At 69.1% G+C, this 20,722-nt stretch carries 23 protein-coding genes and 1 pseudogene; 13 read left to right on the forward strand and 11 right to left on the reverse strand.

Annotation, left to right across the window (positions count from 1 at the left end; translation table 11 throughout):
* Positions 1-82 precede the first annotated feature (82 nt).
* The 3 genes from ACL03I_RS06350 (at position 83) to purH (ending at position 3,849) form a co-directional block, all read left to right on the forward strand.
* Complete coding sequence (locus ACL03I_RS06350) at positions 83-1,567, forward strand: cell division protein PerM (protein WP_412805357.1); 1,485 nt, start codon at positions 83-85, stop codon at positions 1,565-1,567.
* 87 nt (positions 1,568-1,654) lie between these two features.
* Complete coding sequence (gene purN, locus ACL03I_RS06355; RefSeq protein WP_355074644.1) at positions 1,655-2,281, forward strand: phosphoribosylglycinamide formyltransferase; 627 nt, start codon at positions 1,655-1,657, stop codon at positions 2,279-2,281.
* Positions 2,278-3,849 (forward strand): bifunctional phosphoribosylaminoimidazolecarboxamide formyltransferase/IMP cyclohydrolase, encoded by a 1,572-nt coding sequence (gene purH, locus ACL03I_RS06360; RefSeq protein ID WP_412805358.1) that lies wholly within the window; start codon positions 2,278-2,280, stop codon positions 3,847-3,849. The genes purN and purH overlap by 4 nt, the downstream gene beginning before the upstream one ends.
* Positions 3,850-4,068: 219 nt before the next feature.
* Here the strand turns inward: purH and ACL03I_RS06365 are convergent, their stop codons facing one another.
* Positions 4,069-4,530 (reverse strand): hypothetical protein, encoded by a 462-nt coding sequence (locus ACL03I_RS06365; RefSeq protein ID WP_356963830.1) that lies wholly within the window; start codon positions 4,528-4,530, stop codon positions 4,069-4,071.
* A 212-nt stretch (positions 4,531-4,742) separates the two neighbouring features.
* On the opposite strand from ACL03I_RS06365, the gene ACL03I_RS06370 reads away from it, so the two are divergent.
* The gene (locus tag ACL03I_RS06370; protein WP_355074638.1) at positions 4,743-5,327 is read left to right on the forward strand and encodes a LysM peptidoglycan-binding domain-containing protein; all 585 of its coding nucleotides are present in this window, start codon (positions 4,743-4,745) and stop codon (positions 5,325-5,327) included.
* An 88-nt stretch (positions 5,328-5,415) separates the two neighbouring features.
* On the opposite strand, the gene rpsR is transcribed toward ACL03I_RS06370, so the two are convergent.
* From rpsR to rpmB, 4 genes are read right to left on the reverse strand one after another with little or no spacing between them, the layout of a single operon-like run.
* Positions 5,416-5,670, reverse strand: coding sequence for a 30S ribosomal protein S18 (gene rpsR / locus ACL03I_RS06375; protein WP_011211513.1), 255 nt, complete (start codon positions 5,668-5,670; stop codon positions 5,416-5,418).
* Positions 5,671-5,704: 34 nt separating this feature from the next.
* Positions 5,705-6,010, reverse strand: coding sequence for a 30S ribosomal protein S14 (gene rpsN / locus ACL03I_RS06380; protein WP_355074636.1), 306 nt, complete (start codon positions 6,008-6,010; stop codon positions 5,705-5,707).
* A 1-nt stretch (position 6,011) separates the two neighbouring features.
* Complete coding sequence (gene rpmG / locus ACL03I_RS06385; protein WP_327110225.1) at positions 6,012-6,182, reverse strand: 50S ribosomal protein L33; 171 nt, start codon at positions 6,180-6,182, stop codon at positions 6,012-6,014.
* A 10-nt stretch (positions 6,183-6,192) separates the two neighbouring features.
* Positions 6,193-6,429: a 50S ribosomal protein L28 gene (rpmB, locus tag ACL03I_RS06390; protein WP_355074634.1), complete on the reverse strand. Its 237-nt coding sequence runs from the start codon at positions 6,427-6,429 to the stop codon at positions 6,193-6,195.
* A 102-nt stretch (positions 6,430-6,531) separates the two neighbouring features.
* On the opposite strand from rpmB, the gene mrf reads away from it, so the two are divergent.
* The 3 genes from mrf to rpmF are packed head-to-tail and all read left to right on the forward strand — an operon-like array spanning position 6,532 to position 8,310.
* On the forward strand, positions 6,532-7,878 hold the full coding sequence (mrf, locus tag ACL03I_RS06395) for a ribosome hibernation factor-recruiting GTPase MRF (protein ID WP_412805359.1): 1,347 nt from the start codon (positions 6,532-6,534) through the stop codon (positions 7,876-7,878).
* Positions 7,875-8,135 (forward strand): type B 50S ribosomal protein L31, encoded by a 261-nt coding sequence (locus ACL03I_RS06400; RefSeq protein WP_412805360.1) that lies wholly within the window; start codon positions 7,875-7,877, stop codon positions 8,133-8,135. The genes mrf and ACL03I_RS06400 overlap by 4 nt, the downstream gene beginning before the upstream one ends.
* 1 nt (position 8,136) lies before the next feature.
* Complete coding sequence (gene rpmF, locus ACL03I_RS06405; protein ID WP_355074628.1) at positions 8,137-8,310, forward strand: 50S ribosomal protein L32; 174 nt, start codon at positions 8,137-8,139, stop codon at positions 8,308-8,310.
* A gap of 423 nt (positions 8,311-8,733) precedes the next feature.
* On the opposite strand, the gene ACL03I_RS06410 is transcribed toward rpmF, so the two are convergent.
* The 6 genes from ACL03I_RS06410 to ACL03I_RS06435 all read right to left on the reverse strand — a co-directional run bounded on the left by ACL03I_RS06410 (position 8,734) and on the right by ACL03I_RS06435 (position 14,956).
* On the reverse strand, positions 8,734-9,831 hold the full coding sequence (locus ACL03I_RS06410) for a glycoside hydrolase domain-containing protein (protein ID WP_412805361.1): 1,098 nt from the start codon (positions 9,829-9,831) through the stop codon (positions 8,734-8,736).
* 119 nt (positions 9,832-9,950) lie between these two features.
* Positions 9,951-10,760, reverse strand: a complete 810-nt coding sequence (locus ACL03I_RS06415) for an MHYT domain-containing protein (protein ID WP_355074624.1) — start codon at positions 10,758-10,760, stop codon at positions 9,951-9,953.
* A complete protein-coding gene (locus ACL03I_RS06420) occupies positions 10,753-11,310 on the reverse strand; it encodes a GTP-binding protein (RefSeq protein WP_039801302.1) in 558 nt (185 codons plus the stop codon). Before ACL03I_RS06420 ends, ACL03I_RS06415 begins: the two co-directional genes overlap by 8 nt.
* Positions 11,311-11,410: 100 nt before the next feature.
* Complete coding sequence (locus ACL03I_RS06425) at positions 11,411-11,782, reverse strand: DUF742 domain-containing protein (protein WP_040782732.1); 372 nt, start codon at positions 11,780-11,782, stop codon at positions 11,411-11,413.
* 7 nt (positions 11,783-11,789) lie between these two features.
* Positions 11,790-12,200: a roadblock/LC7 domain-containing protein gene (locus ACL03I_RS06430; protein ID WP_355074622.1), complete on the reverse strand. Its 411-nt coding sequence runs from the start codon at positions 12,198-12,200 to the stop codon at positions 11,790-11,792.
* Complete coding sequence (locus ACL03I_RS06435) at positions 12,197-14,956, reverse strand: sensor histidine kinase (RefSeq protein ID WP_412805362.1); 2,760 nt, start codon at positions 14,954-14,956, stop codon at positions 12,197-12,199. The genes ACL03I_RS06430 and ACL03I_RS06435 overlap by 4 nt, the downstream gene beginning before the upstream one ends.
* A 356-nt stretch (positions 14,957-15,312) precedes the next feature.
* Between ACL03I_RS06435 and ACL03I_RS06440 the strand changes: the two genes are divergently transcribed.
* The 6 genes and pseudogenes from ACL03I_RS06440 to ACL03I_RS06465 form a co-directional block, all read left to right on the forward strand.
* Positions 15,313-15,999 (forward strand): response regulator transcription factor, encoded by a 687-nt coding sequence (locus ACL03I_RS06440; protein ID WP_355074618.1) that lies wholly within the window; start codon positions 15,313-15,315, stop codon positions 15,997-15,999.
* A 79-nt stretch (positions 16,000-16,078) separates the two neighbouring features.
* Positions 16,079-17,464, forward strand: a complete 1,386-nt coding sequence (locus tag ACL03I_RS06445) for a HAMP domain-containing sensor histidine kinase (protein ID WP_355075036.1) — start codon at positions 16,079-16,081, stop codon at positions 17,462-17,464.
* A gap of 247 nt (positions 17,465-17,711) precedes the next feature.
* Complete coding sequence (locus tag ACL03I_RS06450) at positions 17,712-19,082, forward strand: trypsin-like peptidase domain-containing protein (protein WP_412805363.1); 1,371 nt, start codon at positions 17,712-17,714, stop codon at positions 19,080-19,082.
* A 29-nt stretch (positions 19,083-19,111) separates the two neighbouring features.
* Entirely contained in the window at positions 19,112-19,678 is a 567-nt protein-coding gene (locus ACL03I_RS06455) for a MogA/MoaB family molybdenum cofactor biosynthesis protein (RefSeq protein ID WP_355074614.1), read from the forward strand.
* A gap of 65 nt (positions 19,679-19,743) precedes the next feature.
* Positions 19,744-19,872 (forward strand): hypothetical protein, encoded by a 129-nt coding sequence (locus tag ACL03I_RS06460; RefSeq protein WP_412805364.1) that lies wholly within the window; start codon positions 19,744-19,746, stop codon positions 19,870-19,872.
* Positions 19,873-20,380: 508 nt separating this feature from the next.
* Positions 20,381-20,722 (forward strand): annotated as a pseudogene (locus tag ACL03I_RS06465) (MspA family porin); the annotation flags it as partial.

The following is a 20,722-nucleotide window of genomic DNA, read 5'->3' on the forward strand; positions in this document are numbered from 1 at the left end:
GGCGTCCTCCCCGGTGCGGCGATCGCGTGCCTGCGGCGCGCCTGACCCGTTCGCGCCGGGGAGGATGCCACGCTGAAATGCCATGAGCTCCTCCAGAAACTCCTCGGCCCGCCGGATCGGCGGGCCGCGCTCGTCGCAGCCGCACCCCGACGCGGACGAAGCCGGGTTTCTGTCCCTCACCCCTGAGCGGTCCAGGGTGCTCATCGCCGTAGCGGGCCGCCCGTCCGCCTTCGGGCTGACCACCCTCGTCGTCCTCGTGCTCGCCACGCTCCTGGCGGCGGGCAGCGATCTGGACGGCGCCTCCGGCGCGATCGCCGCCTCCTGGTTGGGCGTGCACCAGGTTCCGCTGGTGATCGGCAAGACCTCGCTCGGCTTGCTTCCGCTGTTGCCCACCGCCCTGCTGGTCTGGCTGGCCGCGCGGGAATGCGCGCGCGCCGTGGAACCGCAATGCACTCGAGCGGATCTCGGGTGGATCGTCGGCGCCGCGGTGGGCGGTCCGCTGCTGGTCACCATCGTCTGCCTCGCGGTCACCGAAGACGCTTCCGGTGTCATCGCACTGCAACCGCCGAACACCCTCGCCGCCTTCGTGTGGGTCGCCGCGTTGTATCTGCTCGCCGCCGCCATCGGCATCGCCGTCCGTCTCCGGCGCGAGCTGTTCGTGCTGCTGCGGCTGCCCGATTGGGCGGTCTCCGGCCTCTACGGCGCGGGCCGGTCCGTCCTGCGCCTGCTGGGTTGCGCGAGCGCTGTGGTGGTGGTTTCGTTCCTCGCCCACGTTTCGCGGTTCGGTGACATGTATCAGTCGGCGGGCAATGTCGGCGGCGTCCTCGGCCTGACGCTGCTCTCGCTGGCGTATCTGCCGAACCTGGTGATCCACACCGTCGGTGTGCTGGTCGGTTCCAGCGCGCAGATCGGCGTCGCCTCGTTCGGGGTGTTCTCCGTCGTCGGCGGACCGATACCGGCGTTTCCGTTGCTCGCGGCGGTGCCGACCGGTCCGGCGGCGGGTTGGTGGCCGGTGGTGCTGCTGATCCCCGCGGCGGTCGGCGTGCTCGGCGGGCTGGACATCGCGCGCACTTCCACCGACCGGATCAGCGCGCCGTGGGCCACGCTCGTCTCCGCCGCGCTCGCCGCGCTCGCGCTGACCGTGGCGGGCGCGGTCGCGGGCGGCGAACTCGGCGAGGTGGGCCGGGTCGGCCTGCACCTGCCGATCTTCGCCTCGGTCACGTTCGCCTGGCTGGCGATCCCCGGCTACGCGGGCCTGGTGTTCGCCCGCTGGTTCCTCGTGCCGGTCGGCGTCCCACCGGCGGACTACACCGATCCGTACGACGATTACCCCGACGACGACTACGACGACTACTACGAGACCGACGACGACTACTACGAGGACGACGACTACTACGACGACTACGACCGGCCCGAGCTGGAGGCCCCGCTGGACGCCGAACTCGTCGACGAGCCGCCCGCGATCGAGACCGTCGGTCGGTCTCACGACCACGCCGCGGGCGACATCGTCGACGCCGAAGTGGTCGAGGCGGACCTGCCGGATAGTGACCGGGTGGACGGTCGTTAGGCTCTAACCCGGCGGTGCCGCATCCGTCCGCTATCCGATCGATCAGGGAGTAGAGCGCTGACGTCCCCGTATGCCTCGTGGAAGCCCGTGACGACGCCGGCCACCGTCGTCGTCCTGGCGTCGGGCACCGGTTCGCTGCTGCACGCCCTGCTGGACGCCGCGGCCGCGCCCGGCTATCCGGCGAAGGTCGTCGCGGTCGGCGTCGACCGGCTGTGCGCGGCCACCACCCATGCGGACGCCGCGGGCGTACCGCATTTCCGGGTGGCGCTGAAGGACTTTCCGGACCGCGCCGCGTGGGATGCCGAGCTCACCGAGGCGGTCGCCGAGCACCAGCCGGATCTGGTGGTGTCGGCGGGCTTCATGAAGTTGCTCGGTCCCACTTTCCTGGACCGGTTCGGCGGACGGATCATCAACACCCACCCCGCCCTGCTGCCCGCGTTCCCCGGCGCGCACGGCGTGCGGGACGCGCTCGCCTACGGTGCGCGGGTCACCGGCTGCACCGTGCACCTGGTCGACGAGGGCGTGGACACCGGGCCGATCCTCGCGCAGGAGGCGGTGCCGGTGCTGCCGGGTGACGACGAGGCCACCCTGCACGAGCGCATCAAGATCGTCGAGCGACGGTTGCTGGCGGAGGTCGTCGCCGCCGTCGCGACGCGAGGCATTGTCTCCGATGGACGAAAGGCAGTTATCCCAGATGAGCGAGTTCTCCGGTGAGTGAACGCAAGCCGATCAGCAGGGCGCTGGTGAGCGTCTACGACAAGACGGGTCTCGTGGAGCTCGCGACCGGTCTGCACGCGGCGGGCATCGAGCTGGTCTCGACCGGGTCCACCGCGGGCAGGATCGCGGACGCGGGCATCCCGGTGACCAAGGTCGAGGACCTGACCGGGTTCCCGGAGACCCTCGACGGCCGGGTCAAAACCCTGCACCCGCGGGTGCACGCGGGCATCCTGGCGGACTCGCGCAAGCAGGAGCACGTCGATCAGCTGGTCGAGCTCGGTGTCGAGGCGTTCCAGCTGGTGGTGGTGAACCTCTACCCGTTCACGCAGACCGTGGCCAGTGGTGCGACGCCGGACGAGTGCGTGGAGCAGATCGATATCGGTGGCCCGTCCATGGTGCGCGCCGCGGCGAAGAACCACCCGTCGGTGGCGGTGGTCGTGGACAGCGGCGACTACGACGACGTGCTGGCCGCGGTGAAGTCCGGCGGCTTCACCTTGGCCGAACGCACAGCTCTGGCGGCCAAGGCTTTCCAGCACACCGCGAGTTATGACGTGGCGGTCGCGAGCTGGATGACCAGCGTGCTGAGCGCGGGCGACACGGCCGAGGACACGGCGGTCCGGTTCCCCGAGTGGCTCGGCGGCACCTGGGAGCGGTCGGCGGTGCTGCGTTACGGCGAGAACCCGCATCAGTCCGCGGCCCTGTACACCAACGGCGACGGCAGCCCTGGGCTGGCGCAGGCGCGGCAGTTGCACGGCAAGGAGATGTCGTACAACAACTACGTCGACGCCGACGCGGCCTGGCGCGCCGCCTACGACCACGAGGCTCCGGCCGTGGCGATCATCAAGCACGCCAACCCGTGCGGCATCGCGCTCGGCGCCGACATCGCGGAGGCGCACCGCAAGGCGCACGCCTGCGATCCGGTGAGCGCGTACGGCGGGGTGATTGCGGCGAACCGCGAGGTCACCGTGGAACTGGCCGAGCAGGTCGCCGAGATCTTCACCGAGGTGATCGTCGCGCCGTCCTACGCCGACGGCGCGGTGGAGGTGTTGCAGCGCAAGAAGAACGTGCGCATCCTCGTGGCCGAGCCGCCGACGCGCGCGGGCGCCGAACTGCGTCCGATCAGCGGCGGCGCCCTGCTGCAACAGCGTGACGTGCTGGACGCGCCGGGCGACGACCCGGCTCATTGGACCTTGGCCGCTGGCGAGGCCGCCGACGCGGAAACGCTCGCCGATCTGGCGTTCGCCTGGCGCGCTTGCCGGGCCGTGAAGTCCAACGCCATTCTGCTCGCGCACGACGGCGCTTCGGTCGGTGTCGGCATGGGCCAGGTCAACCGCGTGGACGCGGTGGGTCTCGCGGTCCAGCGGGCCGGGGACCGGGCCAAGGGGTCGGTGGCGGCCTCCGACGCCTACTTCCCGTTCCCGGACGGTCCGCAGACCTTGATCGCGGCCGGTGTCCGCGCCATCGTGCAGCCCGGCGGTTCGGTGCGCGACCGGGAGACCATCGACGTCGCCCGCGAGGCGGGCGTCACCCTCTATCTCACCGGGGCCCGCCACTTCGCCCACTGAGTTCGATGGTTCCGCGACGCCGCGTCGGATCGAGGATCCGGCGCGGCGTTCTTCGTTCGATTCCCGCCCGTATCGCGCGGTCGGGCAAGGGTTTCGGTGGTCCCCTCCGAGAACTGTGCTCGGGCGCATCAGGAGTCGTGCGAGGCGGCCCGTCGCAAGCCGGCAGCTATTCGGTTACGAGTGAACAGTGCGGGACCAGCCTGTCGTGCGCATCGAGCGCTAGACCGCGCTGAGCACCGTGCGGTTTCCGAGTGGCTCTTTCAGCGGTACCTCCAGGGTGCCGAAGATCGCGATCATCGCGCACATCCGGCCCACCGCCTCGGCGCGGCTGCCGGAGCGCAGTTCGACCGTGACCGTCGACGCGGTCTCGGTGACCGTGGCGTCCACGCCGTAGCACTCCGGCGAACCGGTTTCGAAGTTCACGGCTATCTTGTTGTCTCCCAATCGTGTCCACGATTGGAATGGGATCGGATGCGCGCCGACGATGGACGGGTCGGCGGTGAATTCGTTGCCCTGGTTCCCGCGCGGGTCCTCGGTGGGCGTGCGCGCCGCCGCGCTCGAAGAGGCGCTCGTGCTCGGCGTTTTCCCTTCGTCGTCCGAGCCGCCGCAGCCCGCGGCGGCAAGACAGGCGAGCACTACGGCGACAGCTGTGGCGGCGCGTCCGGCCTGGATCCGATCCATACCGACACCCTAGTCCCGGCGTCGGTTCACCTACCGCACAGCGGGTGCGTCGTGCACTGGGACGAACCCCACAGTGAACGTTCCGCGAACCCTGCGCGTAATAGCTCCCAAAGTCGTTCGGGGGCAGTAAGTTCTGCGGGGATGCGCGCCGGAGCCGTTGCGGCGCTCATCATGTCGGATGCTCTACCAGCTTTTTCCGGAAAGGAAGTATCGTGGTCGACACGCTGCGCGTAGGCGAAGAACTCGGGCGAGGGCAGTCCCTCCAGGGCGGGGCTTACACCCTCACCCTCCAGGACGACGGCAATCTAGTGCTGTCCGAGCCGGGCGGGAATGTCGTGTGGGCCACCCAGACGCACGACCAAGGCGTGGAGCGGGCCGTGCTGCAGCACGACGGCAACTTCGTCCTCTACAAGAGCGACGGCGCGGTCTGGGCGACGGAGACCAACGACCAGGCCGCCGATCGGCTGGTCGTGCAAGCGGATCGCAATGTCGTGCTGTACGGCACCGACGGCAGCGCGCTGTGGGCTTCCGGCACCGACACCGACACTCCGCTGCCCGCCCCGGAGCCGGAAGCGGAACCGGTGCAAGAGCAGGTCGCGACTCCCGCCGCCGAGGAGGTGCCGCCTCCGCCGCCCGCGCCGGAGCCGCGCACCTACACCGTCGAGCCGGGCGACACCCTGTGGGCCATCGCCGAGCGTTTCTACGGCGACGGCAACCGCTACCAGGAGATCGCGGACGCCAGTGGCATCCCGAACCCGGACGCGATCAACCCCGGCCAGGTCCTGACTATCCCGTGACCCGGCCGGTTCGGTAGCGACGACGACAAAGACCCCCGGTGCTCGCGCATCGGGGGTCTTTCCGGTTCGCTCGTGTCGCGGAGTGCGCCTAGCGGCTGGTGAACGGCAGCAGCGCCATCTCACGGGCGTTCTTCACCGCGACGGCGACCTGGCGCTGCTGCTGCGGGGTGAGCCCGGTGACCCGGCGGCTGCGGATCTTGCCGCGATCGGAGATGAACGTACGCAGCAGGTTCACGTCTTTGTAGTCGACCGTCTCGATGCCGGCGGCGATGAGCGGGTTCTTCTTCGGACGGCGGGCCTGCTCTGCGCGAACCTTCTTCGACGGTGCTCGCTTGACTGCCATATGACGAGTTCCTTCTCACGAGATCAGTGGTTGTCTACCAGCTCGATTTGTGCACACCGGGCAACTCGCCCCGGTGGGCCATCTCGCGCACACGCACACGGGAGAGTCCGAACTTCCGGAGGTGACCGCGCGGTCGTCCGTCGGCGGCGTCCCGATTGCGCAATCGTACCGGACTGGCGTCGCGCGGCTGCCGCCGCAGTTCGGCCTGGGCGGCCGTGCGTTCGGCCTCCGGTGTACCCGGCTTCCGGATGAGCTCCTTGAGTTCGGCGCGGCGGCCCGCGTATCGCGCCACGATCGTCCTGCGCTGCTGATCGCGCGCGATCTTCGACTTCTTGGCCATCTCAGCGCTCCTCACGGAAGTCGACGTGCCTGCGCACCACCGGATCGTATTTGCGCAGCACGAGGCGGTCGGGGTCGTTGCGGCGATTCTTGCGGGTCACGTAGGTGTACCCGGTGCCTGCCGTGGACTTCAGCTTGACGATCGGGCGGATGTCGGTCGATTTCGACGCCATGGGTCGCTCCTCAGATCTTGTCGCCACGGGCCCGGAGCCGCGCCACCACGGCCTCGATCCCGTCCCGATCGATGGTCTTGATGCCCTTGGCGGAGACGGTCAGCGTGATGCGCCGGTCTTCGCTGGGCAGGTAGTAGGTCTTGCGCTGGATGTTCGGGTTCCAGCGGCGGCCGGTCCGCTTGTGCGAGTGCGACACGGACTTGCCGAATCCGGGCTTGCGCCCGGTGACCTGGCAGTGGGCCGACATCCGGACTCCCTCCAGTAGATGATAATCATTTTCGACAACGACTGCTCGACAATGTACCGTTGCCGTACAGCAAATGAAAATCGTTACTGAAAGGGGTTCCCGGTGGCTGCGGATTCCACCCTGGTCCCACCCGGCCGCGACCGCAGAACGCCCGTGCTGGTGCTCGCCGGTTTCGCCGGACTCGCCGCGGCGGGCGTGGATCGCGCGGCCGCGGTGCTGGGTGCGGCCGCGGGCACCGTCGTGGTCCGCCACGATCTGACCCAGCTGCGGGAGGGCGTCGTGCGTCGCACGGTGCGCACCGCGACGCAGGAGACCTCGGCCGTGCTCGAGCTCGCGCACGGCTGTGTCTCCTGCACCCTGCGGATGGATCTGCTTCCGCTGCTGTGCACCCTTTCCCAGCGGCAGTCGGTGGATCGCATCGTGCTCGCGCTCGACCCCGCGTTCGAGGCCGAGGCGGTGTGCCGAGCCATCGAGCACGTAGTGGTCACCGGCGTGCACGGTCGCATCGACGGCCCGGCCGGGCGCGACGTCCGGGTGGACGCGGTCCTGACCTGCCTGGACGCCGGGGTCTGGCTCGCCGACGCGACCGGCGACGAGACGCTCGCCGAACGCGGTCTCGCGGCGGCCGAGGACGACCGGACGGTGGCACAGGTCGCGGTCGGGCAGGTGGATTTCGCCGATGCCGTCCTCGTCCTCGGCGCCGCCGCGGACGGAGCGCTGCTCGTCGACGCGGCGGTCGAGCGAGGCAAGCTCGCCGCGGTCCTGGCCAGGCTGGTTCCCGGCGCGCCGATCGCCTGGGTGGACGAGCCGGGTTCCGTCACGCCCGCGCTGGTCGAAACGCTGCTCGCGCGCGTCCCCGCCGATTCGCGCCGGGGGCGGGTCTTCGACGCGCACGCACCGCTTCTGCGTGGCCGACCGCCCTTGACCAGTGACTACGGCGTCGAACTCGTGGAGTTCGCCGCGGCGCGGCCGTTCCATCCCGCCCGCCTGCACGAGGCGCTCGACGTATTGTTCGACGGCGTCGTGACCGCGCGCGGCCGCCTGTGGCTGGCCACCCAGCTCGACGAGGTGGTGTGGCTCGAATCCGCTGGCGGTGGCCTGCGGGTGGGCGGTGCGGGGCGCTGGCTGGCCGCGATGCCGGAAGCGGAACGGGCCGAGGCGGACCCGGAGCGTCTCGCCATGGCCGCCCTGCGCTGGGACGAGCGATTCGGCGACCGGGACGTCTCGCTGTCGATCCTGGTCCACGACGCCGATCCGGCACAGATCCGGGAGGCGCTGCACTGGGCGCTGGTGGACGACGACGAACTGCGCCTGGTCGAGCGCGCGCCGGAGCGCGTCGCCCGGTGGGAGGACCCGTTCGGCGAGTGGCACGCCGATCCGTGCGCGAGTGACGGGGAGGCGCAGCAGCCCGTGCAGGACCTGAAAACCCCTAAAGGAGAGGCGAAATGAAGAAGGGTATCCATCCGGACTACCACCCGGTGGTCTTCGAGGACGTGAGCACCGGCAAGCGGTTTCTCACCCGGTCCACGGCAACCGGTACGCGCACCGTGGAGTGGGCCGACGGCAACACCTATCCGTTGCTGACGGTGGACGTCACCGCCGATTCGCACCCGTTCTGGACCGGTGCGCACCGCGTGCTGGACGCCCAGGGGCGGGTGGAGAAGTTCGAACGCAAATACGGCAAGCGCGTGCGGAACGAGGCCTGAGATGGCGGTACCGAAGCGGAAGATGTCGCGGTCGAACACCCGTAGCCGCCGGTCGAACTGGAAGGCCGCACCGGTGGATCTGGTGGCGGTAACCGTCGGAGGCGTCGTGCGTCGGGTGCCGCGCAGGTTGGTCGCGGCCGTGCGGCGCGGCTTGATCGACGTCGAGAAACTCTGAGCGGTAGGCCCGCACGGAGATCGTAGGAGCTTCCCCGCCCGAGGCCGCGAGCGACGGCCGATTGCTCGACCGATGCCGACTTCGCCTCGAACGGGCCGGATGCTGGTCTACTGTCCGGAAACGGGCACGTCGGTGCCCTTCGGAAAAAAATTTCCGGTCGGTTATCGTCCGTGTAGCTATCTTCTAGCTATCAATGTGGCCCGCATCACGTCGCACTATTGCGCCGGAAGTGATTGCGGCTGGATAGCCATACGTGGAATCCCGGACTATCGGTCGGTTTTCGGCCGAGGAAAAGTTCGCCGAAAATGATGCGCGCGCAGCCCGATACCGGTACCCTCGTCGTCGAGGGCGGGTTCTCTTGGTTTCCGAGAGAACCCGCTCATCGCCAATTTCGGGGCCGTTCAGCCGGTTTCGCTCGCCCCGTCACTCCCGCTCACCGAGCCGCGCGCGTTCGTCGATCGCGCCGGTGTGGGTTCGGTCTTTCGAGGTCAACGCCGTAGGCCCGGCGTCGCCGCCCGGTGCGCGCCGCTCGCCGTCGTGTCCGGGCAGGCCGGGAAAGTCCGGCAGCAGAGCCTCGAGGCGGGCCAGCTGTTCACCGACAAGCGCCGCGGGACCCTCGATCAGCGACAGCGGCCACGGCCAGTGTCGTCCGTTCCAGCGCTCCACCTGCTCGGTCAGCTCGGCCGTCGTCGCCTCCAGTTCGCTGATCTCGGTGCGCAATTCGCCTACTTGCGTTCGCAACTCGACGGATTCGCGCTCCAGCGCGGCTATTCGGGTCAGCGCCGCGGCCAGTCCGTCCACCAGTGTCCGATTCCGGCCGTCCGCGTCGGCGCCCAGCTGCGGCCAGCCGGACAAGTCGGGTCCGCGCAGCTGAATCTGGATGTCGCGCAGCACTGCCTCTTGTTCCGGCGTCACGTCCGGCTCCTCCTGTTCCACGAAATCCCACTGGCCGAAATCGATCGTCTCGGCCTCGTTCACGTCACAGCGCACGCCGCCGACCGTCACCTGGCGGCGCGTCTGATGAATGGCACGCCTGGTCTCCACGTTCGTGCCGGACCAGGCGTCGGTCTGCCACGCCCAGGTCGCGTACCCGGCGTCCAGTGCGCGCCTGACCACCCAATACCCGCCGTAGATACCGACGTTCGCGCGGCCGAGCACAGTCGCGGCACCGTCCAGATAGGCGTTGACGCGCAACTGGTCCTGTTGCGTCGCGTCGAAATCCGCGGAGAAATAGATCGGCCGGTCCACCCGGCCGCCGCAGCGCAGCACCTGGGCGAGGGCCGCACGCGCGTCGACGATGCCCGCGCCGTAGCCGTCCAGCATCCGCGCGGCCGTGGTCTCCCAGTTCGAGACGAGCGAGATACCATGCGCCCGCAGATCGTTCGCTTCGGACGGAGTGAGCAGCTTGCCGGGCAGACTCGGGCCGCCGTCGGACAGATACCGCACCACGAAGTCGTACCCTGCCGCCCGAATCGCCGCGCCCCCTGGACGACCCGCGGCGTAATCGAGACCGAAACGCATGGCTTCCACTGTAAGTGGGCCGGGCGGGTGAATCCGTGGCATCGCCGAATCCAGCCCGCCCACGGGGATCGGTCAGCGGAAAACGGTCGATCCGCCCCGAATCGCGCCGCGAAACCGGATCAGCGGGCTGGCTCCAGCTTCGGCCTGCGCGGCTTCGGTGGTGCGGCCAACTCGCGGCGATCCGGTGCGATCAGCACCGCGGAGATCGGCACGGTCAGCGCGAGCAAGCCGATGACGAACATCGGGAACACGAAGTCGAACAGCTCCACGCCGTCGGGCACCTTCGCCGACCGATTGACGTCGAAATGCAACGCGGCCACCGCCGTGTAGTAGGTGGCGGCCACGCCGACGCCGAACAACAGCACCGTCGCGGCGCGGGCCATCGGGAAGCGCAAGGTCTGGAACAGCCACAACGTCGCCGTCGCGGTGATCACCCCGATCACGGCGGAGACGACGGCCAGCCAGGTCGTCACGCCCACCGAACCCTGGATCTCCAGTGAGCCGATGCCGAGGTAGTGCGTGACGCCGATGCCGAGGCCAAGTACCAAGCCGCCGGGCAGCAGCAGCGCGAGCCGGGGCGTGCGCCCGATGATCAGCAGTGCCGCGAAGACGGCCACGATGGACACCACCAGCGCCGCGACCAGCCTGCCCGGGTCGTAACGCATCGCGCTGCCGGGCACTTTCAGGCCCAGCATGGCCACCGAGGTGGCCAGCCACGCACCGACGCCGCCCAGCGATATCGCCGCCGAAACCAGCCACACCAGCCGGAACTGGACCGAGCGCGCGCCGTGCACGATGCAGGCGAGGCCGACCACCGCGCCGAGGACGGAAATGCCCACCGACAGCCCGACCAGCCAATAGCCGAGCGCGAACTGGTCGACGGACGTGGTGGCGGCACTACCCGCGGCCAGCACCGCGACCTCACGCATGGCGGGCCGTTCCTTCCAGTTCGCTGGCCTTCAGCTGGGCGATCGCGTACTCGGTGACCGCGGCGAGCGCCTGGCGCACCTCGATCGCGTTGCGCGCGTCGATGTCCACGATCGGGACGCCCTCGCGCACCGAGAGCGCCTCGCGCAGTTCCGCGATGGGGAAACGCGGTGCGTCGGGGAAGCGGTTGACCGCGATCAGGAACGGCAGCTTGCGCGCCTCGAAGAAGTCGACCGCGGCGAAGCTGTCCTCCAGCCGCCTGGTGTCGATCAGCACCACGGCGCCGATCGCGCCGCGGATCAGGTCGTCCCACATGAACCAGAACCGCCGCTGGCCCGGCGTGCCGAACAGGTAGAGCACCAGGTTGCCGGGCAGGATGATCCGGCCGAAGTCCATGGCGACCGTGGTGGTCTCCTTCTCCGGCGTCTCGGCGAGATCATCGATGCCGTCGGAGTAGCGGGTCACCATCGCCTCGGTGCGCAGCGGAACGATTTCCGAGACCGCGCCGACGAACGTGGTCTTACCCGCGCCGAAGCCACCCGCGACGACGATCTTCGTCGAGGCGACCCGGTTCTCGAAGCCATCCGGGCCGGGGGCGTTGCCCGATCCGAGATTTCCACTTGGCCCGGGGTGTCCACTGGGCCCCGGATTCCTATAGGGCGCGGAGTCCACGCAATGTCCTTTCCATCAGGGAACGGCGCTCGTCATAGCTCGCCTCTTCGGTCAGGGTCGAATGCACGCGCATGGTGCCGTCGACGACCAGGTCGCCGATCACCACACGGACCATGCCGAGCGGCCGGTCCAGATGTGCCGCGATCTCCGCGACCGACAACCGATGCGTGCCGAGTCGCAGTATCTCGGTACGGATGTCGCCGGTCGGCCAGTCGAGATGTGCAGTGTACGACAAGGTTTCGATGACCGCCTCCAACGGCAGGTCGATCGCGGGTTCGGTGCGCCCCGAGGTCAGGGCGTAAGGCCGGACGCGCGTGGTGGGTCGTGGTCCGGGACCGTATGGGTTGGACATCTCACGCTCAGACAGCGGTGCGCGCGGTGGCGGTGACCACCGAGCCCACCCGATCGACCAGCAGCGCCATCTCGTAGCCGATCCGGCCGATGTCGTGCGTCTTGTTCGCCAGCACGGCCAGATGCGAGCCGTTTCCGACGCTCATCACCAGCAGGTAGCCGCGCTGCATCTCCACGATGGACTGCATCACCTTGCCGCCGTCGAACAGCGACGCCGCGCCCATGGAAAGGCTGGCGAGTCCGGCGGTGACGGCGGAGAGCTGTTCGGCACGGTCGCTGGGCAGGTGCGGACTGGTGGCCTGCAACAAGCCGTCCGCCGATACGAGCACCGCATGGGACACGCCGGGCACATCGCGGGTGAAGCGGGCGACCAGCCAGTTCAGATTCTCGTCCGTGGTGCTGTTTTTCGCGTTGGTCATGCAAGCCCTCCGTCGTTGTACTGCGCATTGGCCCGCCCGCTGCGGACCCCACTGAGATGCCTGGTCAAATTGTTGCGGATTTCTTCCGGATCGCGCGGGCCCGCGTCGTCCGCGGGCGCCAGGCCGCCGGGCACCAACTGGGCGCCCGGCCTGCGAATCGGCAGCCCGCCGACAGTGCGCGCGGTGGTGGTCGGATGGCTGGCATCCTCGGCGGCCAGCCAGCCCGCGTCACCAGGCGAGGACCACGAGCTTTCCGGCGATTGCGAGGTCGAGGGCTCGACCAGCCATTCCGAGACCATGCGTTGATAGATAGGGGTCGGGGAGGCGCCTGCGACCGGCTGCAACCGGGAGGAAGTCACCGTCGCGGGTTCCGGCGCCGCCTCTTGCGGTGGCTCGGCGGGCGCGGCCGGTTTCCGGATGGGCAGACCGGAGCGGGCGGTGGTCTGCGGCGCGGGCGGCTGGCTCGGCACGGTGGGTGTGGGACCGGTCGTCGGCTCGTCGTCCTTGACCTCGGTCCACAGATCGGTGCGGGTGGGCTGCTGCTCGACGGCGTGCTCTGCCGCGGTGGGCGTCACCGCGGCGAACGGACCGGTGGGTGTGCGGTCGTCCGCGCGCGGCGTGAGCACCGGCCACGGCTGGGTGGCGGGCTGATCCGCCGGGTTGACCGCTCGCCCGACCGGCGTGGAGACCGTGGGCTGGTCGGGAGCGTCGGCGACGCGGATGGCCGGACGGCGCTGCGGCAGGCCGGAACTCGTCACGCCGAAACGCGCGGTGTCGCGCTGGGGCAGGCTCGGCACCGGAACCAGGTTGCGCGGCTGCGCGCCGGTGGGCGGCGTGACCAGGGAGGGCAGCTGGTGCTCGGCGGTGATATCGAGCGGCTTGCCCGCCGGATCGGTGACGTCCATCGGCGGCGCGACCAGCGCGCCGGGTAGGTGCACGCTTGCGGTGATGCCCGGCTGCTGCGCCATCGTGGACGTGCGGCGCAGGCTGACCGTGATGGTGTGCCGCTTGGCCAGGCGGCCCACGACGAACAGGCCCATGCGGCGCGCTGTCTCGACGGTGACCTCACCACCGGAGGCGAGCCGGTCGTTGGTCGTCTGCAGGTCTTCCAGGGACATACCGAGTCCGCGGTCGGTGATCTCGATCAGGTAGCCGCCGTCCACCGCGCGCGAAACCATCACGGTGACCGGCGTGGTCGGCGGCGAGTACCGCAGCGCGTTGTCGATCAACTCGGCGAGCAGGTGCTCGATGTCGACGGCCGGCTCGCCCGCGACGATGCCGTCGGGCACCGCGCCGATCTCGACGCGCTGGTAGTCCTCCACCTGGGAAACCGCGCTCCACAGCATGTCCGACAGCGGCACCGGGTGCAGCTGGCCGCGGCGCAAGGCGGTACCGGCGAGCACCAGCAGGTTGTCGCCGTTACGGCGCATGCGGGTGGCCAGGTGGTCGAGGCGGAACAGGCTCTGCAACCGGTCGGTGTCGTCCTCGTCGTGCTCGAGGTCCTCGATCAGCGCCAGCTGCTGCTCGACCAGCGATTGGCTGCGGCGCGAGAGGGTCTCGAACATGTTCCCGATCTGCAGGCGCAGACGGGCCTGGTCGGCGGCGAGGTTGAGCGCCTGCTCGTGGATCTCGTCCACGGCGCGGGCCAGCTGGCCGATCTCGTCGGTGGAGTGCACCGCGACCGGGGTGATCTCGGGCGTGGTGCCGCCCGCGCGCACCACGGCGAGTTCGTCGGGCAGCTTGATGTGCGCGACCTCGAGCGCGTCCCGCCGCAGGCGGCGGACCGGGACGACCAGGGTACGAGCGACCGAGAGCGCCAGGGCGAGACCCGCGAGCAGCATGCCGATGACGATCGTCGTCTCGCGCAGCGCACCGGCTTGCGCTTCGGTGGTGCGCGCGGCCAAGGCGCTGTCGATGGTGTCGATCAGCTGCGCGGTGGTCTTCTCATAGGTGTCCGAGCTGATCAGCAGCGAATCGACGACGGCGGGATTGGTCGCCGGATCGGCGGCGTTCTGGCTGAAGGTGCCGAGACGCGTCTGCACCGCGTCCAGCAGCGGGCGCATGTTGCCCGCGTAGTCCGGCAGGATCTGCGCGTACTGGTAGATCATCGTGATCTCGGCGCCCGCGGCGACCAGCACGCGGGGCCGCACGCTCGGGTTGCGGCCCGCGTCCGGCGAGCCGATCAGCATGCGCTGCTGGGTGAGCACGCGCCGCGCGGTCTGCACCGAAGCCAGCTGCAGGAAGTACCGCTGGATGACCAGGTCGTCCACCGACGGCGAGAGCGCGAGCGCGTTGCCGATGCGGACCATGATCTCGTCGGACTGCTCGCCGACCATGGCGGGCGAGCCGTTGCGCAGGCTGTTGCGCATCGTGGTGCCGGTGGCGATGGCCGAGGCGAGTTCGGAGGTGACCCGGCCGCTGACCTTGGTGGTCTGCAAGGCGGCTTCCAGTTCGGCCAGTGCCTGGTCGAACTTCGTCAGCGCGGCGTCGGTCTGCGGGTCCGCGGCGTTGCCCCAGGTGGCGGTCGCGGTGACGCCGAGTTGCTCGGTGGCCGAACCGAACTTGACGATCGGCCGGATGATGATGGCTTGTTCGGTCGCCGCGTCCAACTGCGACATGGTGCGCAGTTCGTTGTTGATTCGGAGCACGGCGAAGACCGTCGCCAGCAGCACCGGAAGCACCAGCACCACGCCAACCTTGCGGGTGACCGACCAGTTCGACAGGCTGAATTGCCAGGACCGCGGTGCAGCTTCCATCCGCTTCCGTCGCCTCCGCTTCACCAGTGACCTCGGGCGCGCGTGGCTGTTCGGTATTGATTCAACCCGCAAAGAACCAACTAGAGGTCTTCTTTTTACCGCACGGAACATACCGTGCAGAGTGGTCATCGGCAATCCGGGGGAGCCGCTGCGCAAATTACCGAATATGGCTATAGAGAACGAGTTTCGCGGTGGAATGCGTAAGGGACGCGTCAACTTCTCCGCGGGGCCGTGGAAGACCCTGGTCACCCCCGGTTGACGGGGGCGACGCGCCGTGGCGTGTCGTGGCTGCTCACCACGGCGTGTCGGGAGCGCCCTCTCAGTTACCTCTCAGTCGGTGCGGTCAAACTGGTGGCATGCGCATTCTGGTGGTCGATGACGATCGGGCGGTCCGGGAATCGCTGCGCCGGTCGCTCACCTTCAACGGCTACTCCGTCGATCTCGCGGTGGACGGTGTGGACGCGCTGGAGAAGGCAACTGTCCAGCGACCCGACGCGCTCGTCCTGGACGTGATGATGCCCCGGCTGGACGGGCTCGAGGTCTGCCGCCGTCTCCGGAGCACGGGCGATGATTTGCCGATACTGGTTCTCACCGCGCGGGATTCGGTATCGGAGCGGGTCGCCGGGCTCGATGCCGGGGCGGACGACTATTTGCCGAAGCCGTTCGCGCTGGAGGAACTGCTGGCCAGGTTGCGCGCGCTGTTGCGGCGCACGGCCGCGGGCCCGGGGGACGCGTCGGAGGCGATGAAGTTCGCCGACCTGTCGCTGGATCCGGTGACCCGCGAGGTGTCCCGCGGCGCCAGGCAGATCAGTCTCACTCGTACCGAGTTCTCACTGCTGGAAATGCTGATGGCGAACCCGCGCCGCGTGCTCACCCGTAGCCGCATTCTCGAGGAAGTCTGGGGCTACGATTTCCCGACCTCGGGAAACGCGCTCGAGGTCTACATCGGTTATCTGCGCCGCAAAACCGAGGCCGAGGGCGAGCCGCGGCTGATCCACACGGTGCGCGGCGTCGGCTATGTGCTGCGTGAAACGCCGCCGTAGGTCCTCGGTCATGGCACGAACACCTCCCAAGCGTCCCGCCGTCGCCGCACTCGGCCAGCGTCCGTCCGAGTCCGTGGACATGCGGCCGCCCATGCCGTTGACGCGGTCGGTCTCCCTGCGGTGGCGGGTGACGCTGCTGGCCGCCTCCGTAGTGGCGATCGCGGTGGCGGTCACCTCGATCGCGGCCTACGCGCTGGTGGCGCGCGCGTTGTACGCCGACGTGGACGCCCAGTTGCGCAGCCGGTCCACGGCGGTGATCGCCAGCAACCCGTACGGGTTCAACAACCTGAATCTGATGGTCGCCGCCGCCTTCTACGACGACACCGGCATCGCGCTGATCTATCCCGATCTACGGCGCTGGCTGCCGCCGCAGTCCACCGATCCGCCGGTGGGGCCGCAGGAGGTGGCCGTGGCCCGCGGGGAACGCAGTTCGTCGCTGCGCACCGACGGCGATCAGCGCGTGCTCGCGGTCTATACCAACTCCGGTGCGACGCTGGTCATCTCCCAGCGCCTGGACCGCACCAGGGAGGTGCTCGACCGGCTCGCCTGGCTGTTGTTCGTGGTCGGCGGCTGCGGCGTCATACTGGCCGCCGCGGCGGGCACGGCGGTCGGCCGCACGGGCCTGCGGCCCATCGCGCGGCTGACGGCGGCCACCGAGCGCATCGCCCGGACCGACGACCTGACCCCGATCCCGGTGACCGGTGACGACGAACTGGCAAGGCTCACAGAGAGTTTCAACACGATGCTGCGCGCGCTCACAGAGTCGCGCGACCGGCAGCGCAGGCTCGTCGCCGACGCCGGGCACGAGCTGCGCACGCCGCTGACGTCCCTGCGGACCAACATGGAACTGCTCATCGCGTCGAGCCGTCCCGGTGCTCCGCGCATCCCGGACGAGGACATGGCCGGACTGCGCGCCGACGTGATGGCGCAGATCGAGGAGTTGTCCACGCTCGTGGGCGACCTGGTCGATCTCGCGCGGGAGGACGCGCCGGAGACCGTCTACGAGCGCGTGGATCTGGGCGAGGTCGTGGAACGCGCGCTCGAGCGCGCCCGCCGTCGCCGCACCGGCATCGAGTTCATCGCCGACCTACGGCCGTGGTTCGTCTACGGGCACGAGGCGGGCTTGGAGCGTGCGGTGCTGAACGTGCTCGACAACGCGGCCAAGTGGAGCCCGGCGGGCGCGCAGGTGCGCATTCTGATGCGGGAGAGCGGCCCGGGGTTGCTGGAGCTGTCCATCGACGACGCCGGTCCCGGTATTCCGGCGGGGGAACGCGAGCTGGTGTTCGAGCGTTTCTATCGGGTCATGTCGTCGCGATCGATGCCGGGCTCGGGCCTCGGCCTGGCGATCGTCAAACAGGTGGTGACGAAACACGGCGGTACGATCGCCATTGATACCTCGCAACGCGGCGGCGCCGTCGTTCGCATCGTGTTGCCCGGCGAGCCGGGCGCGCCGGTATCCGATTGACGCAATAGCGAGCGGCGGAACTCCATTTCCGACACAATCTCGAGTTCTGTGCGGAATATTCGTCGTCGGTGAGGTATTTCGGACAATGCTCCGATTGGTTTGCGGCAGGATTTGAGACATCAAGTTGCTGGTGATTCTATTTAGCACCGGCTCCTTGGCAGCTCTCGGAAAACTGAAAGCGCGGTCTCAGTCCGCTCTCAGTCCCCGCGGCCAACCTGGACGAGACGTGAGCAGAAACGAGGAGTCCATGACCGAGGATTCGAAGGACCGCCGGGAGCCGGGAGCGCCGGACGCGAGCGCGTTCGGGCCGGGGGAGGCGCACGCCCCCGGTTACGGCCCGCAGACAGCGCAGCATCCCACCGCGCAGTTCCCTCCGCAGCACCATCCGGCCGCGCCGTTCCCCGGGTATCCGGCGTCCTTCGGTCCACCGGCCGACGCCACGCAACCGCACGGCCCCTACGGCGCGCCGCCCGCACCGGCCCGGCGTCCGTTCCGCGCGGGCCTCGCCGCGGGCGCGGTCGCGCTCGCGCTGGTCAGCGGCGGTATCGGCGGTGCGGTCGGTGCGCTGGTCACGCACGGCGACGACGGTCGGGCACCGGTGACCAACGCGCTGGACGCTCCGAAGCCGAACGTGAGCAACGCCGTGAACGCTCCGGCCGGTTCCACCCAGGCGGTCGCGCAGAAGGTGCTGCCCAGCGTCGTGATGATCAAGGTGGCCAGCAGTAAGGCCGAGGGGGAGGGTTCCGGGGTGATCCTGTCCTCCGACGGCCTGATCCTGACCAACAACCACGTCGCCGCGGGCGGCGGGCCCAGCGCCAAGATGGAGGTCGTGTTCTCCGACGGCAGCAGCGCGCCCGCCACGCTGGTCGGCGCCGATCCGGTTTCCGACCTGGCCGTCATCAAGGTATCCGGGAAGACCGGCCTCACTCCCATCGAGCTGGGTGGCTCGGCGAATCTGCAAGTCGGCCAGCCGGTCGTCGCGATCGGGTCGCCGCTCGGCCTTGCGGGCACGGTCACCACGGGCATCGTGTCGGCGCTGAACCGGCCCGTCATGACCACCGGCGACGGAAGCGAGGCGGGCGCCGCGGTCAGCCCGGTGATCGACGCCATCCAGACCGATGCCGCGATCAACCCGGGCAACTCGGGTGGCGCGCTGGTGGACGGCAGCGGCAAGCTGATCGGCATCAACACCGCCATCGCGACGCTCGGGCCCGCCGAGACAGCGGGCGGCCAGACCGGATCGATCGGACTCGGGTTCGCGATCCCCGTCGATCAGGCGCGCCGGGTGGCCGACCAACTGATCAAGACCGGCAAGGCCACCTACGCGCAGATCGGGATCACGGTGTCGCGGCAGCAGGACCCGGCACAGCAGGTTTCCGGCGCGAAGGTTCGCGACGTCACGGCGGACGGCCCCGCCGCGCGCGCGAGCATCCCGCCGGGGGCGGTCGTGACGAAGGTCGACGACCGCCCGATCGATTCCGGGAACGCGCTCGTCGCCGCGGTGCGCTCGCATCAACCGGGAGACAAGGTGAAAGTCACCTACACAGATGATCAAGGCAACAATGCCAAGACCGTCGAGGTGACCCTCTCCGGCGCGCCCGCGGACGGCGGCCGGTGATGCGCGCGGTGCCCGGCGGGCCTGGGCCGATGATCGATGTGGACGCCGACGTTCTCGGTGCGGCCGCCGAGTTGCTGGACGCAGGCGCTACGGTGAGCACCATGGAAATCGATGCTCCTGTGGCGGGGCGTGCTCTGGTGGTGGTCGTGGACGATCGGACGGCGCATGGAGGTGTTGACTCGCTCGGCCCGCTGGTCACCGAGCTGCTCACCGAAGCGGGTTTCCTCGTGGACGCGTCGGTGTCGGTGCAGGCCGACGAGGTCGAGATCCGCAACGCGCTCAACACGGCGGTGATCGGCGGCGTCGATCTGGTGATCTCCGTCGGCGGTACGGGCATGTCCCCGCGCGACGTGACGCCGGAGGCCACCTCGCAGGTGCTCGACCGCGAGTTGCCGGGGATCAGCGAAGCCCTTCGTTCCTCCGGCCGGGTGGCGGGCTCGCTGGACGCGGGCCTCTCCCGCGGTGTGGCCGGGGTGTCCGGAAGCACCTTGGTGGTCAACCTGCCCGGCACCCGTTCCGCCGTTCGCGACGGCATGGCGACGCTCGGCCCGCTCGCCAGCCGGGTGATCGGTGAACTCTCCGGATTGGTCGAGTAATCACCGCCCCCACGCCTTCTGAACACCCTCGCCCGGCGGCTCGCCGGGCGAGGGATGCCGCGCGCTTGGCGAAGGTCTTCGGCGACGCGCTGCCCGACACCACCGCCGACGAGCGCGACGAACGCGACGAACGCGACGACGTCCGGTCCGCTGACGACTGGCTGCGCGCCCAGGTCCCCCCACATCACGGCTGAGTCCGTTATCTACGTAGTAGCTACGTAGTCCTTGTCCCGGCTTCGAAACACGCCAGTGATCATTTCTGACCGGAAGTAATCCGGACGAGATCCTTGCGGTCGTGTCCCGTATCCGTACGCTGGCCCTTCTGTGCCGCCATCTCGGTTTTCTCACCTGAACCGGCTGTAGCGAACCGGTATTTATGCACGTCAAGCCATATTCGGATGTGCGCAAGTGTGATGCGGGTCACCTTGAACTTTACGAAACTTTTCGTTGCGGCGGTCGTTACGAACCGTTTAATCTCCCATCGAGCCATTCACAATGGGACCCGCAGTCGTGGGTGCCGGCACGCGTGAAAGCCCACTCGGCGGAACCCGGCTCGGTTCCGTTGCCTCCCTGCCCGTTGCGCCGAAATAACAACCGGTTACACATCGGCAACAAAGGGGCGACACACTGAGCTGGGCCTGAGAGGACCACTGTCCAGCCTCGATGGTCGAGGTTGACTGTTTGAACCTGATGAGGGGAAGTATGAGCGAGAACCGCACCAAAGGTCTGCGCCGCGGTGCCCGCGTCGCGGGCGTAGGCGCTGCCGCGGCTGTTGCCATGGGCCTGCTTTCGACCGGTGCCGCCAATGCCGATACCTTCGTGCCGTTGCCGGACGGCCAGAAGGTAGGGCCCGGCGTGACGATCACCCGGAACGGAGAGCGGGCCCTGATTTCGCCGTCGCTGGCCGCCAACGGCGCAGGCCGGGTGGTCTGGGTGTCGGGCAACGCCGTCGCCGATGTCGCCGAGACGCCGGAAGGCACCGTCGGCCCCAACAACGGTCCGACGGGCAACCCCGGCACCAACAACTCCTCGACGCATGGTTCG

The sequence above is a fragment of the Nocardia sichangensis genome, assembly GCF_047200615.1.
Taxonomy (GTDB): domain Bacteria; phylum Actinomycetota; class Actinomycetes; order Mycobacteriales; family Mycobacteriaceae; genus Nocardia; species Nocardia sichangensis.

What these genes read in the sequence shown, in the direction of transcription:
- ACL03I_RS06350 (WP_412805357.1), top strand. Translation starts at nt 83, where the DNA reads ATGAGCTCCTCCAGAAACTCCTCGGCCCGCCGGATCGGCGGGCCGCGC.
- ACL03I_RS06365 (WP_356963830.1), bottom strand. Translation starts at nt 4,530, where the DNA reads ATGGATCGGATCCAGGCCGGACGCGCCGCCACAGCTGTCGCCGTAGTG.
- rpsR (WP_011211513.1), bottom strand. Translation starts at nt 5,670, where the DNA reads ATGGCAGTCAAGCGAGCACCGTCGAAGAAGGTTCGCGCAGAGCAGGCC.
- rpsN (WP_355074636.1), bottom strand. Translation starts at nt 6,010, where the DNA reads ATGGCCAAGAAGTCGAAGATCGCGCGCGATCAGCAGCGCAGGACGATC.
- rpmG (WP_327110225.1), bottom strand. Translation starts at nt 6,182, where the DNA reads ATGGCGTCGAAATCGACCGACATCCGCCCGATCGTCAAGCTGAAGTCC.
- rpmB (WP_355074634.1), bottom strand. Translation starts at nt 6,429, where the DNA reads ATGTCGGCCCACTGCCAGGTCACCGGGCGCAAGCCCGGATTCGGCAAG.
- ACL03I_RS06400 (WP_412805360.1), top strand. Translation starts at nt 7,875, where the DNA reads ATGAAGAAGGGTATCCATCCGGACTACCACCCGGTGGTCTTCGAGGAC.
- rpmF (WP_355074628.1), top strand. Translation starts at nt 8,137, where the DNA reads ATGGCGGTACCGAAGCGGAAGATGTCGCGGTCGAACACCCGTAGCCGC.
- ACL03I_RS06410 (WP_412805361.1), bottom strand. Translation starts at nt 9,831, where the DNA reads ATGCGTTTCGGTCTCGATTACGCCGCGGGTCGTCCAGGGGGCGCGGCG.
- ACL03I_RS06415 (WP_355074624.1), bottom strand. Translation starts at nt 10,760, where the DNA reads ATGCGTGAGGTCGCGGTGCTGGCCGCGGGTAGTGCCGCCACCACGTCC.
- ACL03I_RS06425 (WP_040782732.1), bottom strand. Translation starts at nt 11,782, where the DNA reads ATGTCCAACCCATACGGTCCCGGACCACGACCCACCACGCGCGTCCGG.
- ACL03I_RS06430 (WP_355074622.1), bottom strand. Translation starts at nt 12,200, where the DNA reads ATGACCAACGCGAAAAACAGCACCACGGACGAGAATCTGAACTGGCTG.
- ACL03I_RS06435 (WP_412805362.1), bottom strand. Translation starts at nt 14,956, where the DNA reads ATGGAAGCTGCACCGCGGTCCTGGCAATTCAGCCTGTCGAACTGGTCG.
- ACL03I_RS06440 (WP_355074618.1), top strand. Translation starts at nt 15,313, where the DNA reads ATGCGCATTCTGGTGGTCGATGACGATCGGGCGGTCCGGGAATCGCTG.
- ACL03I_RS06445 (WP_355075036.1), top strand. Translation starts at nt 16,079, where the DNA reads ATGCGGCCGCCCATGCCGTTGACGCGGTCGGTCTCCCTGCGGTGGCGG.
- ACL03I_RS06450 (WP_412805363.1), top strand. Translation starts at nt 17,712, where the DNA reads ATGACCGAGGATTCGAAGGACCGCCGGGAGCCGGGAGCGCCGGACGCG.
- ACL03I_RS06455 (WP_355074614.1), top strand. Translation starts at nt 19,112, where the DNA reads ATGATCGATGTGGACGCCGACGTTCTCGGTGCGGCCGCCGAGTTGCTG.